The sequence below is a fragment of the Solibacillus sp. FSL H8-0538 genome (genome assembly GCF_038003525.1).
Taxonomy (GTDB): domain Bacteria; phylum Bacillota; class Bacilli; order Bacillales_A; family Planococcaceae; genus JBBOPI01.
Genome location: NZ_JBBOPI010000001.1, coordinates 881,563 through 898,752 on the forward strand (window position 1 = coordinate 881,563; position 17,190 = coordinate 898,752).

Annotated in this window: 10 protein-coding genes and 1 pseudogene; 9 read left to right on the forward strand and 2 right to left on the reverse strand. The window is 32.7% G+C overall.

All coding sequences use genetic code 11. The annotated features are described in order from the left end of the window. Positions 1-45: 45 nt before the first annotated feature. From typA to MHH87_RS04020, 3 genes and pseudogenes are all read left to right on the forward strand, one after another. Complete coding sequence (gene typA / locus MHH87_RS04010; protein WP_340748041.1) at positions 46-1,896, forward strand: translational GTPase TypA; 1,851 nt, start codon at positions 46-48, stop codon at positions 1,894-1,896. Positions 1,897-1,931: 35 nt separating this feature from the next. Continuing rightward, positions 1,932-2,318 (forward strand): YlaH-like family protein, encoded by a 387-nt coding sequence (locus MHH87_RS04015; protein WP_445683114.1) that lies wholly within the window; start codon positions 1,932-1,934, stop codon positions 2,316-2,318. A gap of 263 nt (positions 2,319-2,581) precedes the next feature. Further along, positions 2,582-3,124, forward strand: a pseudogene (locus MHH87_RS04020) (ABC transporter substrate-binding protein); the annotation flags it as partial. A 428-nt stretch (positions 3,125-3,552) separates the two neighbouring features. Here MHH87_RS04020 and MHH87_RS04025 read toward each other — a convergent pair. Further along, positions 3,553-4,731, reverse strand: coding sequence for a hypothetical protein (locus MHH87_RS04025; protein WP_340748043.1), 1,179 nt, complete (start codon positions 4,729-4,731; stop codon positions 3,553-3,555). A gap of 691 nt (positions 4,732-5,422) precedes the next feature. On the opposite strand from MHH87_RS04025, the gene MHH87_RS04030 reads away from it, so the two are divergent. Beyond that, entirely contained in the window at positions 5,423-6,631 is a 1,209-nt protein-coding gene (locus MHH87_RS04030; protein ID WP_340748044.1) for a hypothetical protein, read from the forward strand. A 283-nt stretch (positions 6,632-6,914) separates the two neighbouring features. Here MHH87_RS04030 and MHH87_RS04035 read toward each other — a convergent pair whose 3' ends face one another. After that, positions 6,915-9,188, reverse strand: coding sequence for an nSTAND3 domain-containing NTPase (locus tag MHH87_RS04035; protein ID WP_340748045.1), 2,274 nt, complete (start codon positions 9,186-9,188; stop codon positions 6,915-6,917). A gap of 1,654 nt (positions 9,189-10,842) precedes the next feature. Between MHH87_RS04035 and MHH87_RS04040 the strand changes: the two genes are divergently transcribed. The 5 genes from MHH87_RS04040 to MHH87_RS04060 all read left to right on the forward strand — a co-directional run bounded on the left by MHH87_RS04040 (position 10,843) and on the right by MHH87_RS04060 (position 16,510). Continuing rightward, positions 10,843-11,001, forward strand: a complete 159-nt coding sequence (locus MHH87_RS04040; RefSeq protein WP_340748046.1) for a hypothetical protein — start codon at positions 10,843-10,845, stop codon at positions 10,999-11,001. A 5-nt stretch (positions 11,002-11,006) separates the two neighbouring features. Beyond that, a complete protein-coding gene (locus tag MHH87_RS04045; RefSeq protein WP_340748047.1) occupies positions 11,007-12,383 on the forward strand; it encodes a recombinase family protein in 1,377 nt (458 codons plus the stop codon). After that, entirely contained in the window at positions 12,380-13,879 is a 1,500-nt protein-coding gene (locus tag MHH87_RS04050; protein ID WP_340748048.1) for a recombinase family protein, read from the forward strand. The genes MHH87_RS04045 and MHH87_RS04050 overlap by 4 nt, the downstream gene beginning before the upstream one ends. 787 nt (positions 13,880-14,666) lie before the next feature. Beyond that, on the forward strand, positions 14,667-14,870 hold the full coding sequence (locus MHH87_RS04055; protein ID WP_340748049.1) for a hypothetical protein: 204 nt from the start codon (positions 14,667-14,669) through the stop codon (positions 14,868-14,870). A 47-nt stretch (positions 14,871-14,917) separates the two neighbouring features. Then, positions 14,918-16,510 (forward strand): recombinase family protein, encoded by a 1,593-nt coding sequence (locus tag MHH87_RS04060; RefSeq protein ID WP_340748050.1) that lies wholly within the window; start codon positions 14,918-14,920, stop codon positions 16,508-16,510. Positions 16,511-17,190 lie beyond the last annotated feature (680 nt).

A 17,190-nucleotide genomic window follows, 5' to 3' on the forward strand; every position in this document is an offset into this window, starting at 1 on the left:
TAATATCACAGTTAAACATACGAAAAAAGAATATGGAGTGGAATAATGACAAATTTACGTCAAGACTTACGTAACATCGCAATTATCGCGCACGTTGACCATGGTAAAACTACATTAGTAGACCAATTATTAAAACAATCAGGGACTTTCCGTTCAAACGAACACGTTGAAGAACGCGCAATGGATTCTAACGACATCGAGCGTGAGCGCGGGATTACAATCCTTGCCAAAAATACAGCTGTTAACTATCATGACACACGCATCAACATTTTAGATACACCTGGACACGCCGATTTCGGTGGTGAAGTTGAACGTATCCTTAAAATGGTAGATGGCGTTCTATTAGTAGTAGATGCATATGAAGGTTGTATGCCTCAAACACGTTTCGTACTAAAAAAAGCTTTAGAACAAAGCTTAACACCAATCGTAGTAGTAAACAAAGTAGATAAAGATTCAGCTCGTCCTTTAGAAGTAGTAGACGAAGTTCTTGAATTATTAATCGAGCTTGGTGCTGATGACGATCAATTAGACTTCCCAGTAGTTTACGCTTCAGGTGTAAATGGTACTGCTTCTCTTGATTCAGATCCATCAAAACAAGAAGAAAACATGAAGTGCTTATTCGAACAAATTATCGAATCAATTCCAGCACCAGTAGATAACTCAGAAGATCCATTACAATTCCAAGTAGCATTACTTGACTATAATGACTTCGTTGGACGTATCGGTATTGGTCGTGTATTCCGCGGTACAATCGAAGTAGGCCAACAAGTTTCATTAATGAAATTAGACGGTAAAGTGAAAAACTTCCGTGTAACTAAATTATTCGGTTTCTTCGGTCTTAAACGTGAAGAAATTCAATCAGCTAAAGCTGGTGACTTAATCGCTATTTCTGGTATGGAGGACATCAACGTTGGTGAAACAGTTTGTCCGGTAGACCACCCAGACGCGTTAACGCCATTACGCATTGATGAGCCTACTTTACAAATGACTTTCTTAGTAAACAACTCTCCATTCGCAGGTCGCGAAGGTAAATGGGTAACTTCAAGTAAAATTGAAGAGCGTTTACGTGCACAGTTACAAACTGACGTATCTTTACGTGTAGAAGATACGGATTCTCCAGATGCTTGGACAGTTTCAGGTCGTGGTGAGCTTCATTTATCGATCTTAATCGAAAACATGCGTCGTGAAGGCTTCGAATTACAAGTGTCTAAACCACAAGTAATTATCCGTGAAGTTGACGGCGTAAAATGTGAGCCAATTGAACGTGTACAAATCGACGTTCCAGAAGACTGCGTAGGTTCTATTATCGAATCTATGGGTAACCGTAAAGGTGAAATGTTAGACATGGTTAACAACGGTAACGGACAAGTTCGTTTAATCTTTAACGTACCTGCTCGTGGTTTAATTGGTTACACAACTGAGTTCATGTCTATTACTAAAGGTTTTGGTATTATCAACCATACATTCGATTCTTACCAACCAGTAGTTTCTGGTAAAGTAGGCGGACGTCACCAAGGTGTATTAGTTTCAATGGAAACTGGTAAAGCTACTACTTACGGTATGATGGGTATTGAAGACCGCGGTACTTTATTCCTTGAACCAGGTACTGAAATTTACGAAGGTATGATCGTTGGTGAAAATACTCGTGACGCTGATATCACTGTAAATATCACAAAAATGAAACAAAAAACAAATATCCGTTCAGCGAACAAAGACCAAACGAACGTAATTAAAAAGCCTCGTATCCTAACTCTTGAAGAAGCTCTTGAATATTTAGGTGACGACGAGTATCTTGAAGTAACACCAGAAAACATTCGTTTACGTAAACAAATTTTAGATAAAAATGAACGTGAGCGTATTGCTAAAAAGAAAAAGAACGCTGAGTTAGAAAAATAATTCAGTTTTTGGGGAAAGGATGAACTATATTGAATATGCTGTCTACATTCGTTGGCACATTAAATTTCATTCAAGCATCTGCACCTACAACAAGTACTGGCGAAAATGATTTTGTATTCGGACGCATGTCAGGAACTACGCGTTATCTTTATGAGAACCTATCAAGCTATGAAATGGCGGGGTATGTGACATTTATTATCGTGTTTTTACTATCTGCACTCGTGTATAAGCTTGGTTTTGCAAAGCAATTGCCTTTAGGTAAAAATATTATTATTTACATCTTCCTTTTTTTAGGGTGTGTCGTGCTAACCTTTTTAGCGCTATTTTTACCAATGATTGAAGGATTAATAGTTGCTGTCTTAATTTTAATTACGTATAAATCACGTTTATGGCGTGAGAAACGTGAACAAAAGCAAGCGTAAAACTAAATAAATTTATTTACTGCACCCCCATTATTAGTTTGTGCTAATAATGGGGGTGCAGTTTTTATTTAGTCGATAAGAACGTATAACATTCTTATTTACATAAGTAAGAACAGCATCTCACCCTATTTTGGGCGAGATGTGTCTTTCTAACAGATTAAGAGGAGTGGGAGCAAATGTCTTTTCTCATTTCGATTCACACTTTATTTTCGTGATACATAACCTACTCTAGAAAGAAATGTCTAAGTTGAGGAGGAAATGGAATGAAGAGCATTCGAAAATCGAGTTTCATTGGTATTCTTACATGTATGGTGCTCGTTCTTCTTGCAGCGTGTGGAAAGGAAGAACTAAAAGACGTCAGTGTCGGTGAAGTTACACGTTCCATTTTTTATGCGCCACAATATGTAGCCATTGAAAAAGGCTTTTTTGAAGAAGAAGGCTTGAAAGTGGATTTAAAAACAATTCCTGGTGGCGATAAAACAATGACGGCGCTGTTATCGGGGGGCATTGATGTGGCACTTGTTGGTTCTGAAACCTCTATTTATGTAACAGCTCAAGGAGCAAACGACCCAATAAAAAACTTTGCTCAGCTTACACAAACAGATGGCACATTTTTAGTAGCGCGTGAAAAAATCGATAATTTTTCATGGGATATGTTAAAAGGGTCTACATTCCTTGGTCAACGTAAGGGCGGTATGCCACAAATGGCAGGAGAATTTGTCTTAAAGAAACATGGTATTGATCCGCAAAATGATTTAACGCTTATTCAAAATATTGATTTTGCTAATATTGCAACTGCGTTTGCGTAAGGGTACAAAAAACATCACTACATATTGAATGGAGATGTTACATAATGAGTAGCTCCTGTTTTGTAACGCATCACAATATGTGGCAGAGGAATTAATGTCAAATGGGATGGCGCGGAAAAAGAGGCTTACTTGGGAAGAATTATCCGCAGTCCTCATGTAAGGGAGGAGAGGTACTAGTACTTGCCTATTTGAATACAGACTTAACACCGCACCGCTCGCATCATAAACATACGTCACTTTTAGCAGAGACCGGTATAACACTTGATCAAATTATAGACAAGTTCTATTCAGATGATCAAATCTCACGAAAAAAATGAATCGAAGCCTTCCACAAGTTTGCTCAACTCATGAGACACTTCGATTCATTGTAACTATGTTAACATGTGTTCACACACTTTACCTGCGTGGAATGTATGAACTCAAAATTAACTTTTCTGATTAAATCTTCTTAAAAATCCAAATTGCTGATTTAAAGCCATGTTAATTAGTTTCAAAAAACTAGCTTCCGTAAGGTCACCTGTAGTACGGATAACAAAAGCACCAATAATTAATAGAAATACTTCTGCAAAAATAAATACTAACAAAATGAGCCATGAGGAACTGATAACATTACTGACGATTGTTAATCCGGTAATAATAAACCCAAAGGCCAATAAAAAAAAACTACCGATTGACCATAGCTTCACTAATTTATTATCTTGAAAAGAATATTCACTTGTCAGTTTATTAGTTTGTTTTGGATCAATAATTTTCATAAGCTTTATAAACTCCTTCTCATTTTCAAATTTTACATATAAATCAGCCCACAAATGTTTATTTTCTTTTAAAATCTCCTTTAAATTATCAAAATTAATTTCCTGCCCTTTCAGGTATTGATTCCACTCAGGATTTGTTTCGAAGGCCCTTTGAGATAAACAATAAGCATCCCAAATATACTTAATTAAATTGAGCAACTCATTTTTCGAAAGATCTTTATGGGAGGTACTGTGATCTAAAATAATTTTAGTCATGGCTGATGTTATATTAGCCCTCATTCCAAAAGAATTTCCCATAGTAATTCTTTTATATGTTAAATCTAAAGCACCTTGATTTACCTTCTTATCAACTTCCTCTACCATCCGTTCAGTTCGATCTAATGCCTCTTTATAATAGTCTAAAGCTTTAACTGAATCACCATTATCCCAGGCTTTTCGTGCTAGCATTCCACTATATTGCGCTTTATTTGTATTCAAAAAAAACTCCCACACATTTAATTGATTTTCTAATTTTATATCTCTTTTTGTTTTCTTTAAACTATTAATCGCATTTGTTATGTGGATATCACTGTTTCTATAATGCTGTATAGCGCTTTGAATATCTCTATTTTCATAGAAGTAAGCCGAGAGACAATGTTCTTTTTCAAATAAATAATATTCTGCATAAGCTGTATGACTTAATTTATCTTGTATTGACTCTATATCCTTAATCAAATCCAGGTATATTTCACCGGCGTTCTTAAATTCTTCAGCTGCCAATTTATAATATTTAGTATTCTCCGGAGATTTACGAGCAATTTCTTTCAAACTATGCCCTTCATTAAAATGTTTAATTATTGTATCATTCATATTAATGTCTCTTCTCTATTTTTATATTTAAACCAATAAACCATAAATTTATAATCCTTTAAACATAATTAGATATTAATTATACGTAATGTCACTTCAGCCACTCCTTTGCATAAGGGCAACCCTTTTATACTATGCAAGCTCTAGGGGGTGCCAAATGGATCTAGTTCCTCTTGATTCAGTTTGATATAGAATTCTTTACTATGTCCGGAATGAAATATAAATTTGCTTGAATGCTTCCTAGCGCTTTTTGTAGATATTTGCGGGTTTTATTTTCATTTCGTAAAAGGTTCAATTCCTTCCTCCATATTTGGATAGTTAAAATTTTTTATAGAGGATAAAGTTCAATCCCTAAGTCTTCAACTATGAAAAACATTAATATGGAGCAATGGACCTGATTGCATCGTTTGGTTAAGTCACACCCATTTAACTAGCTTACTGGTACAATAAATCATGTCTAGATAAGTTCGTTCCATGTCTAATGGCTAGTGCGCCCCTTATGCTTTAATAAAACCATTTTTCCATCTAAAGAAGTTGCCCGAATCTGTTTCCATTCCATTCCGGCACCCTCACTCCTTCTCAAAAAAACCAGATTGTATTATAATGTATATAAATATAATTAATGGGGGTTTTTCAAATAGCTGTCCGACTAATATCCAGTCAATGTGACATATGCTCTTCAAATATAAATTTGAAATTTCAAGAAGGTCAATTAGACAAATATCCGATATATTTTAATTGTCCCGTATGTTTAACTAGGAATTCTGGTGAAATTAAAAGATTACCAGACAGATGGGATATAAAAATCGATAATGTTAATATTATAGAGGATTATAACTTTAAACCAGAATTTTTAATAATTCTATCTGGAGAGTTCCCAGCAACTAAAATGCTATTACATGAAGATAGTCAGGAATTTAATTTATTTACTTCTATCTCTCCATTCCTTAAGCATAGACCATCGGATTTAGATACTTTCACAAGGTTGCAAAATATAATTCCAGCAATTGTTGAAAATGACTGGAGAATAATAGAACGTATTACCAACTTATTTTTCAACAACAGAGAAGAATTTATTGAGCAAGAAATAACTAAATTGCGAGTCAGTCCATATTTTAATATACAAGAATATGAACTACCTAGAAGTGTGCGCGATTTAGTAGCCACAATTCCTAGGAGCTTTAACCAATTCAATAACATATACAATATGAGTGTGGAGGATATTTTCAAGACTATATCAATTCAAAGAACAAAAAATGAATCAAACTATATCTCCTTCATTAATTCATTTACTGAAGATGATATATCACAAATTTTAAAAAGAGCATTTGAGATTATAAATAACTTCATTAAAAATTACAGATTTTTTCTTCCTGTCATATATTTGGAGGGTAATTCTGAAGATCTAGATGCAATAAAAGAATTTGAAGGACTGACAACTGTCTCAATTGACGAGTTGGATAAATTTTATTTATTTGCTTATGAATCCATTATGGAATGCTCTGAATTACTATTAATTATAGATAACTATGTTAATAAAGGGAGTCATGAGATTTTTCCGAAAATGAAGTTCAATAAATTCCCCCCCTTAAATAATCTAAGTGATTATCGAAAATTAACAAAGGGAAATCGATTAAAAGTTCTTGCTCATAAAGATAATACCATTAGTACAATTATAAGTATGAATTTAGAGGCTAATTTAAGAAATGCAATTGGGCATAACAACTATAAATACGAACAAAACTCGCAAAAAATAGCTTATAAGGGTTCGGAAATTTATTTAATTGAATTTGCTAATATATGTTATCAATTATTAAAAATAGCAACATATATTTGGGATGTTGGATTTGAGTTTATGAATTTAAAAGTTCATAATGATAATATTTCTCCTATAATATGATTATCTAGCTCTGAAGCCAATAAGTTTTCTTATTGGCTTTTAAAAACCCCAATCCTTATCGGCTTGCTCCTTGCTTAATAATAAAGGTTTATCTAGATATAAATTATGATGTTATATATAACTTTCTAGCCTTTCCGCTATATACAAGGACATCTTAGGTGTATTATAGCTTTTCGCACTTAAATGATGAAATTCTCAAGTGACTTACACCCGGAGCAAAAGCAATAACAATACGAATGATTTCGCCAATTATCAATTGTACGCTCTTTAAAAACCCTAGATTTTATTCGTCTACATCTGAGAATATATTACCACTATGCTGAGTTTCATATACATCATAGTGAGAGAAATCCTCTTCATCATAATCCTCTTCAAATTGATTTCCTTGTAGCTCCCACTTATAATCGCTTAATTTCAAAGATGCTTCATGTAAAATATTATCAAAGCACTCTTCTTCTTCCACAGTCAATATTGAACGTCTATTAATTTCATTCAAAAATAATTCTACAGAGTGAAACCATTCACTATAAATTTCTTCAAAATCATCTGTATCATCCATATTGTCAAATAATGACTCTAACTCTTCCATAAAATATTCTGCACCTAATTCTTTAAATTCTAACAAAATCGAGTCAACATCTCCATCAGTTAAAAACAATCGTATTGTTTCATTGGATAAGTAAGTTGAGTCCCGTCTAGCAATTGCTATCCTTCTAACATCTTCGACAATTACACTTCTCAATTCTTCATTAATTAATCCTAGTCTCTCCAATCGAGTTGCAAATTTATATGCAGACCCAAAGTCAAATTGTCTGAAAGGCTGTTGTACTAAATGAGATAGATACTTATATTTCTCTTCACTAAACCAACCAAGGAAGTCATCAGGTGTTTCGTGAAGGAAAAATTTTATTAGGGTTTCTTTTTCAAAATGATACATATTTAGTTCAAATAATTTCTCAGTAAGTAAATCCCAAAACTCTTGAGGAATGAAAATTTTATGCTCTTTATCCAGACAAGAAACATCCCGCAGTATTGTTCTATTGTTTGCTCCAATAAGAAATAATTCAAGCATCTCTGTATTTCTAGCTAAGATCATCTGAAGTGAGTCCAACATACTTGGATGAAAAAGAGACCACATTTGCCTACCAGAAACAATAGATAATTTAACTAAACTATCCTTCATAATATTTAAAGAATTTCTGATTTCAGGTAAACTAACGGCATACGATTCTTGGAATGTTTTATCAATATTCTCCGCTCTTACTGGGCTAGGTAATTGATTACCATGCAGGAGAATAAGAGTAAGAGCAGCTTTTTTATTTTCATCAAGTGAATCTATTACATTTTCAAAGAACCGAACTGGCTTAGAGAAAAACTCATTCAATGATTCCCTATTCATAGATAAATCCTTATGAAAAATTGAAGTTCCTAGTCTTCTTGCCAATTCAGGGGAAAAGTTTTCATTAGCTGCTACCTCTTCTAAAAAAGGTTTCAATTCCCCCTTAATTTCCTTAGTTAAATCGCCACTTTTAATATGATTATAAAGTATTTGTTCTCTTTCATTCTTGGTAAGATCTAGTACATTTATATGAACTTGAGAGTCAAATAGTAGAGGAAATACACTTTCCTTTATTTTTGACTGCGCCTCTCTAAAAATGTAATCTCTACTCGTAAAGATAAATGTTGCACCTTTTTTTAAAGCAACATTTAGTAGAGGAAAGTTACGGTCCCACTGGTTTAGCAACAAGTTATCTAAATTGGTTGTTCCAAAGGCATCATCGAACCAGTACGTTTTATGAGGGTCTTCTGGATTCCAATGTTTTCTAAACTCACTTGCATCATTTAAAATAATTGTTTCACGGGATTCATCTTCAGCTATAGCTGTCATACATAAAGTAGCAGCAATTGTTGTTTTACCAACGGCTGGAGGACCCAGTAAAATTACAAATCTTTTATCTACAATTCCTTTTAAAGCACTTTGATAAGATTTTGTGCTTACAAAGGATAAAACATTAGCTTGAAGTTCTTCTAACAATTCTTTTGATTGTTTATGTATTCTCTCATCAATAATTTCAGACAAGTCTCCAATTCCATATAACCTAGGAACCAGTCTTCTTAAGAATTTATGGGCATCAACAGTTGATTCGAACCATTCCCGTCCTAAAGTTGTACAACTTTTGAGGCCTTTTATCTTAAGAAACTCCTTTTTTATTTCCTCGTCGTTGCCAGCCGAAAGGTTATAGTTGGTAAATATTATGTAATGTTCTACCCCCTCGCTCTTTACAAGCTCAGTAATTTTTGGAATTTCATCTTTAACTGCAGATAGGGTAAAATTTTTATCTATTTTAGAGGTATGTTTACATTGAAAGACAAACTTCCCCTTGAGTGGTTTATCATTAACATTTAATTTACCTTCACCCTCAAAGAAACCATCTCTGCCTCCATCTTTACCTTCTGAAAAAGGCGTATAGGTAGCACCAAATATATGTTGCATGATATTAGTACAAAGATTTTCAAATGCTTTCCATCCAAGTAAGTGCATATTATATTTATCCAATTTTCGACCTCCCCATATTAACTTTTCTATTAAATCTTACCTGTGAATATTTTCCTATCTATAATTCTAATACTATTCTTAATACAGAACAAGCACCTTCATAGGTGATTGCAATTGTATTAGAATAATAAACTCGAAAGATACGGAATTACTTGTATCAACAAATTGATACGCCATTTCCAGTGTAGAAGGACTTGTAGAATCTAAAAGAAAAAATTTGGATGCCTTCCTAACTTCAAAATGCCGATTAAATCCATAATGTCTGAAGGTGATCAAGTAGCGGTTTATTTTATATTTGAGAGGTAGCATGGTAGTATTCGACTTTTGGATGATCCTGCAACGGGAAAAACCGTTAAATTCTCTCTTATTACACTATTGTGAATTGCTGATGGCAAAATCGGTGGTAAAGATCGTATGTTGATGTACATGATATTTTTCTTCAACTTGGTTTAAACTCTTAATACTTTGGAAGCTAAACATCGAGTTAGCTAAAAAAGAAATCCTTTAAAGGTCTCATATTTTATACTTGGGTATCAATCTAACCAAGTGCTTATGTTACTAACCTGCTTCGTTAATTTAATGACTTCAACCACAAAGAACCTTCCCTTACAAGAATTCGGCTTTTTACATTTAGGTAAGTCTTTGAAGTTATCACTGGCTTTTCCTCTGTTAAAATTATACGTGCGGCTTTCATCGCATACGGCGTTCCAACTAGTCATATTTTATTCTTTCTATGTTTTAAGAAGTAGAGTGTAAAATTTCCAAAGTTAGATTGTTTCATTGTTACATTTCAGTCGTAATTTATTTACCACTTCCATTTGCTTAATTAAAAGCTTTGCGGATTATAGGAACTTTTCAACTTTTACAATATGCTTCAGATGAATAAGTTGATGTATGGCCTTATCTAGAACTATTTAAGTTTGAATAGCCATCATCTTTAGAAATATGTAATCAACCTAATCCGGCATTCTTCTTATTATTTTTAACTTTCTCTCTTCAAAAGACTCCCATATAACACAAATAATACTCTATAAATTACTTCAAATTTCAACAAGACCACTTGAAGATACCAAATGAATTTAAAATTTTTTAATTATCTATTCGAACAGCTTAAATCACCTGTTACAATGTTTCAAATTTAGAAAGGACAATTAAGTAAATTGCAAAACGGTCTTAAACAGAAAATGGATTAGGAAATAGTTACAAAGCGGAAAATAGTCAAATTGAACTATAAGAATATTAAAATCTGAAGATAGAATGATTAATACTCGAGGCCAAGAGTATTTTTCAACTTCAAATCATAATGAGAAAGGAGGTCCTTCAAGTGGAGGGAAAAGAGTATCTTAACAATACTGAATGGTATAAACAGTGCTTAGACCATTGTGAATCCTTCGGTATCTCTAAAAATATCATTAATTTATTCATTCTCCTACAGGAACAAAACCATGAACAAAATTATGAGAAAACTTAAAATTCCAGGATATCAAACAAAGCCAATTATTATTCCAAGGAAGAACAATTCTTCGGTATTACCTGATGTTGTTCAGCTATCGTTGGATTTTAATAAAGACGAAAAAAGAGATTTGGAGAATTAACGTATAAAAAAATCCTCTCCAGGCAATGATTATTACAAAATCATACTGGAGGGGATCAAATGAAGGAAAATTATCGAGTTATTAAAGTCAGTTACTCTGAAGAGCTATCATCTGAATCGGAACTATGGTTTAGACGTTTTATTGAGAAAATGCTATTAGACCATATTGTGAAAGATGATTACAGACTACGAGCTTTACTGATTAAAAAGAGAGGTTAATTTACATGAGAAAATTTGAAATTATTTATACGCGCGTCAGTTCAGCAGCACAAAATCTTGAATTACAATTAACTGCTGCAAAAAGGTATCTTGAGTCGATTAATTTAAGTGGCAATGAGGAATCAATTATTTATCTATCAGATCACGATGTTTCTGCAACAAAATTGAAAATGGATCAGCGACCAAAATTGGCCGAGTTAATTAGCCTAATTGAAGAAGGCAAAGTAGAAAAGCTAATCGTTTATAAACGTGATCGCTTAGCTCGAAACTTTTATGAATTTGTGGATTTAACAAAAATATTTATAAAATATAATGTTGAAATTATATACACAGCTAGTAATGAACCGCCCTTTAAAAAGAAGCTTGCCCTAGAAGCATTTTATGGAATGTTTGGGCAACTTGAAGGCGAAAATATTCGTACTCGTACGGAAGATGCTCGCAAACAATATCCTTCGCGTCTTTTTGGCTACACACGAATAAAAGAAGATGAACAAGTTCGCTTCCAAATTAATGAGGATAAAAAAGATTTAATTCTTTCATTATTTGAAGATTTTAGTAACGTGCAAGACGGTGAGCAATTTCTAAATTTTTTAATGGTACGACGTAAAGGTTTTAATAAGCCTGAAAAGTTGTTTCGCATTTTATCAAATCCATTTTATGCAGGACACTATGAAGCAAAAAATGGTTATCAGCTATTACCTCATGTAACACCAATAATTGATTTAGACCTTTTCCTTAAAGGTAAATCCAAACTTGATGAGTACTTTTCCTATTATCAAGAAAGTTTAGATGGTGCTAACAACCAATTTTTAGTTACACCAAATTGCGAGAAGTGTGGAAATGTAATGAAGCATCGAAGAGAAAATGTGTTTGATATAGGATACTTTGTTTGTAGTGATAACCATAAACGACTTTCAATCACCGTTGAAGAGTTAAATTGTTTAGTTAAAGAAACATTATTGGAACACATCCAATCGATTTCAGCCAAACATTTAAGAAGCATTATTTATAAACGCATCATAGCAGAAAATAAAAAGCTACAAATAGAATTAGAGGTAACTAAATCTGAATTCCTCAATAATTCACTAGCTCTAAGTACCATTGATGTAAAAAGAAAGCCTGCTATAGCAAGGCTATTAGATAAAATAAAATCACTAAAAGATAAGTACAATGACTTAGAACTGGATTTACAAAGTATTCAGAAATTAGGTGATGAAATTATAGAAATTTACTCACTTTTATCACAGCTTACATTAGATTTTACACCGCAAGACCTTCAGCGACTTTCTGAATTGCTTATTGATAAAGTTAAGGTTTATGAAACATATGTACATGTGGAACTATTCCTTTCCTCTTATGGGAAAGAGGACAATGTCTCATGACAAAAGTAAACGCTACTGGGTATTTGCGATATTCCGATCAGAAACAGAATGATAATCACTCATTAGAAATCCAAAAAAGCCAAATTCAACTATTAGCCGAAAGAGAGAATCTCCAAATCATTGCATGGCGCGCTGATAAGGCAACTAGTGCATTTCGAAATAATATTAGTAAACGTAAAGGGATTCAATTAATTATTGAAGATATTAAGAGTGGCGCTGGGGCTATCTGCTTCTATGAAGAATCCCGTTTAACTAGAAGCATTACTGATTTTTACAACGAGCTTTACTTGCCAATTAAATTGGAGTACCCTCATGTTAAGTTTTTTAGTACCCAATCTGAAGCAGAGTGGAATCCAAATGATCCAATCGTGCAGACAAAGCTTGTCATTGCTGCTGAGGAATCAGAAATAAAGTCTGTTCGCGCAAAAGATGCTCAAAAAAGTTTACTGCATCGTGAGCAACCGACAAGACCTGGGAGTCGCCCCCCTATTGGCTATGATATGATTGATGGAGTTTTACATCCTAATGAAGATGCACAAATAGTCCAATTAATCTTCCATCTAGCGTGTTGGGGTCACTCTCATGGATTAATTGCTGATTACCTAAACCAATGCACCATTACTACTAAAAAAGTGAAGTATTGGAATAGTAGCACGATCGGATACATCCTTTCTAACAAGGTTTACTCAGGAAATCTAGCTTGGAATGTTAGGACTAGCTACGATTCTAGTAAACCAAAGAATGAATTAGAAATTGATTTATTCAAAAATGTTCATGAACCAATCATTAGCCCCACCACTTTCCATTTATCTAAACAAATAAATGATTTAAAAAAACAAGTTGGCACGATGAATACACCATATTATCTCCGCTCAATATTAAAATGTAAAAAATGCAATTGTTTTTTAGTAGCGAAGGATAATTCACCCAAGGGTAAAAATGGAAAGTATATGATTTATAAATGTACAGGATGTAAAAAATCGGTACCGATAATCCCTATCCATCAAGTTGTACTAAATGATCTGCAGAAAAAGTGGAATACACAACTTCATCACTTTTCAGCTACTTCAAAAGAACAGCTTAAAAATTGGGCTACTACCCTTACTAAAACAAGTGGTAACATAAAGCATCTTCTTGAAAAAGGACAATATAATCAAATAATGATGGCAGCAGATATTGAGAATAATCCTCTATTAGCCGAGGTCTTTCAAACTACCCAGCTGCATTTAAAAAACGAATTAATCTACACAAACGAAACACTAGATGAAATGAAATCTCTTCTTAATGATGACTATCTGGATAAAGTTATAAAAAAGTTAATACAACAAAGCTTTTTTAAATTTAAGGATAATGAATTAAGAGTATTTTTCTTAATGTATTTTGAAGAAGTTACAATTAATTTTGAAAAGAATAACGAACTTAGTATAAATTATCGCCTATCTCCTTTTGTCTCACTGGAGAAATCCATTGGTTATATAACCGAACAATTTTATTAAATCGATATTTTGACTGGTTAGGCAACCGAAACGAAATGCACTTACTACATTTTTAGAAAATCCACTTTTCATGAATCCCTTGATATCAAGGGATTTAGAGTATAATCATTCGGTTCCCTAACCATCTTGGAATTCCTCGATGGCCTTAAAACCGAAAGCTATAATGTATTTATGGTCAAAAAACCGAAGTTTTAAACTTAGAATATAATAATTTTTTTAAGAGGCTTAAAATATAAAAATACAAAGATATAATGATTTAAGAAATATCCAATCGAATAGTAGAACCCCAAAATAAGCGAAAACCGCAGCGGGAACTAAATCCACATTATTAATTTGTGGATCTAGTCTTACTGCGTTTTTTTTGCGAAAGGAAGATGTATAAATGATCCATCAACTAAAAGCAGTAATGTATTATCGTGTAAACTCAATTGAACAGCTATATTCAATTCCAACAGGAAGTAAAATTTAAAAGGATTATTTGGACAATATTCCTAAAGTCTACGAAAAAGTTTATTTAATCAAAAGTTAACAGCATAGAAGAAATGGAATAACAGAATTCACTATAAAGTTTTAATATGAACAACTAAATAACTGATAAGGGAAAACCCCATAGAAGGTTTTACACAAAATTGTGTAAAACCTTCTATGGGGTTTTTCTTTTTTAAAAGAATTAAAAAGGGTGTTGAATTAAGCGTTATTATGAGTCATTCCAATGTAAATAAATGACTAATATTATCGATTCAAAACGAATACACTTTAACACCCCATAACATCGGAGTGATTTATTATGAAGGAAGTAATTCATCATCAATCGTTGGGTAAAATTGACATAGGTGGAGTAACGTATCTCCACAAACCAGATGATAATTTTGATTATTTAAAGGATATTTCAGAAAATGAAGTTAAAATACATTTAAAATTCACCAAAGACCGTGAAAAAAGAAAAGAAGCAAAAAATGCATTAAAAACGTTTTTCTTAGAGATATTATAAATATCTCTTTTTTTAACTTAACAGGCGAATGAAACGGGTGTGTGGAAATGAAACGAGTTTGGTGTCTTTATCGAGTATCTAAGAAACAACAAGTAAGTATAGATGATGATATACCGATGCAAAGGAATTCTTGTCATGAATTCATCAAAAACAAACCTGATTGGATAATAACAAATGAGTTATACGAAAAAGGAGTATCCGGTTGGAAGAAAACAGTAAACGAACGAGATGAAATGGCCATACTAAAAGATGGCGCATTAAATAAAGAATTTGACGTACTTTTGGTTTTCATGTTCGATCGTTTAGGTAGAAGAGAAGATGAAACACCAGTAATGGTAAATTTTTTAATTCAGAACGATATTGAGGTCTGGTCTGTAAAAGAGGGCCAAAGAAAAATTGAATCTCATATTGATAAGCTTCTAAATTATATAAGCTTTTGGCAATCGGATGGAGAAAGTCAAAAAACTTCAATTAGGGTAAAAGAAGCAAAGAAACAGCTAAGTGAACAAGGCTATTTTCAAGGTGGCTCGGCACCAATTGGATACAAAATTGTTGAAACAGCTGAGCAACACTGGAAAATTAGAGAACGTCGAGTTAAAGAATTAGTACCAGATGAAGATGAATCTGAAATGATTAAGTTGATTTATAAATTATATGTAAACAAACATATGGGTTATAGAAAAATTGCTGATTATTTAAATGAAAATGGATATCGAAATAGAGACGGTAATGTTTTTGTGGTGAGTACCATACAGAGAATATTATCAAATTCAATTTACATTGGTTTAAAGAGATATAAAAATGCTGTAGGAGGAATGCAGCCGTTTAACGAAAGGTTAAGAATTATTCCAGATGAGTTATTTAGTCAAGCTGAACAAATAAGAAATAATAGGAGTAGTAATATTAAAGAACAAGACAAATCAGATATACCAAGAACAGGGAAATTGCTGTTTTCAGGTTTGGCATACTGCAAATATTGTGGTTCAAAGTTAACCTCTAATTATTTATATAGGAAGTTAAAATATAATAATAAAGAGGGATACTATAAAAACACCATTTACCGATATAAATGTCCTTTAAATAAAGGTAAATTATATTGTGATCATCAACAAAATATCTGGGGTGGAAAAAAATTCGATACACTAATTATTAATAAGATAAAAATTATCTTATCACAATTTGAATTGAGATCCTTTCTTGATACAAGCAAAAATATGAAAGCAGAATTGCTAAAGCTAAAGGAACGGAGTGTTCATAATTTAGAAAAAGAATATTTACATTTAACAAAGCAACATGAAAAATTAAACCTTGAAATTGGGAAGACTTTAATCGGGGAGAGTTCTTTTACTGCTGAACAGTTATCTGGAGCCATTAATGCAATAGAAAAGCAAATAGAAGAAAAGTTATCACAATTAAATTCTTTGAAAGAAGAATTGGAAAAAGAGAGAGAGAACTATTCGGATGTGAATTATCTGGCAAATGAATTAGAAAATTGGAAGCAAAAGTTTAATGAAGCAGATGATGATCTAAAAAAAGCAATGCTCTCAAGAATAATAAATAAGGTTTATTTAGGGAAAAATGAAATAGAAATTGAACTAAATATATGGTTATCAGATTACTTTGAAGGGAAATTTGATTAGAATTTTTTAGTACAGATAATGTTTCTGAACACCAAAAGATCGCAATATTCATCTGTTACAAACATTTGAAATAGCATTGAAATTAGTATCAAATTAACATGCTAATTATCACTTCAATTGACTTTATAATTAGCAATCATTTCACAAAGTAAAAGGACTTAGCTTCTGCGAACTAAGTCCTTTTATCATTGTTCCGATATTCAGATATTCAATTAAAGCGCCCGAGTGTAGGTATTTTAAAAATAAAATATAGAGTAGTAGGTCTGTTGAATAAATAACCTTCCTAAAACAGTTATTTTAAAAACGTCCCCAAACATTGTTAACGTTCGTGCCTTTTTACGATGACTATTGTTTATACAGCTTTTTATACAAATGGCGCAAACAGTTGATGCAGCAGCATTTATATTTGCTGGGCTTGTTCTTTAATTTGCATAAAAACTTGTATAACATATTTCTTATCGGTGAAATCTGAATCTTTTCTGACACTACCCCATAAAAAAATGTTGTTCAATTATATTGCCCTTTAATGGAAACAAGCGCTGATTCTTATTTCAGAATCGCGCCCGTTTGTGGAACATTTAAAAATGCTATGTTTGCAAAACCGTTCCTCAGTTATTCTACTAAAACCTCAATTTACTTAGGTAGAAAAAGCTTCTCCAGTGTCCAATTTATAACTTTCT

Excerpts from the sequence above, each read along its gene's own strand:
- typA (WP_340748041.1), top strand. The coding sequence starts at position 46 with ATGACAAATTTACGTCAAGACTTACGTAACATCGCAATTATCGCGCAC.
- MHH87_RS04015 (WP_445683114.1), top strand. The coding sequence starts at position 1,932 with ATGCTGTCTACATTCGTTGGCACATTAAATTTCATTCAAGCATCTGCA.
- MHH87_RS04025 (WP_340748043.1), bottom strand. The coding sequence starts at position 4,731 with ATGAATGATACAATAATTAAACATTTTAATGAAGGGCATAGTTTGAAA.
- MHH87_RS04040 (WP_340748046.1), top strand. The coding sequence starts at position 10,843 with ATGAAGGAAAATTATCGAGTTATTAAAGTCAGTTACTCTGAAGAGCTA.
- MHH87_RS04045 (WP_340748047.1), top strand. The coding sequence starts at position 11,007 with ATGAGAAAATTTGAAATTATTTATACGCGCGTCAGTTCAGCAGCACAA.
- MHH87_RS04050 (WP_340748048.1), top strand. The coding sequence starts at position 12,380 with ATGACAAAAGTAAACGCTACTGGGTATTTGCGATATTCCGATCAGAAA.
- MHH87_RS04055 (WP_340748049.1), top strand. The coding sequence starts at position 14,667 with ATGAAGGAAGTAATTCATCATCAATCGTTGGGTAAAATTGACATAGGT.
- MHH87_RS04060 (WP_340748050.1), top strand. The coding sequence starts at position 14,918 with ATGAAACGAGTTTGGTGTCTTTATCGAGTATCTAAGAAACAACAAGTA.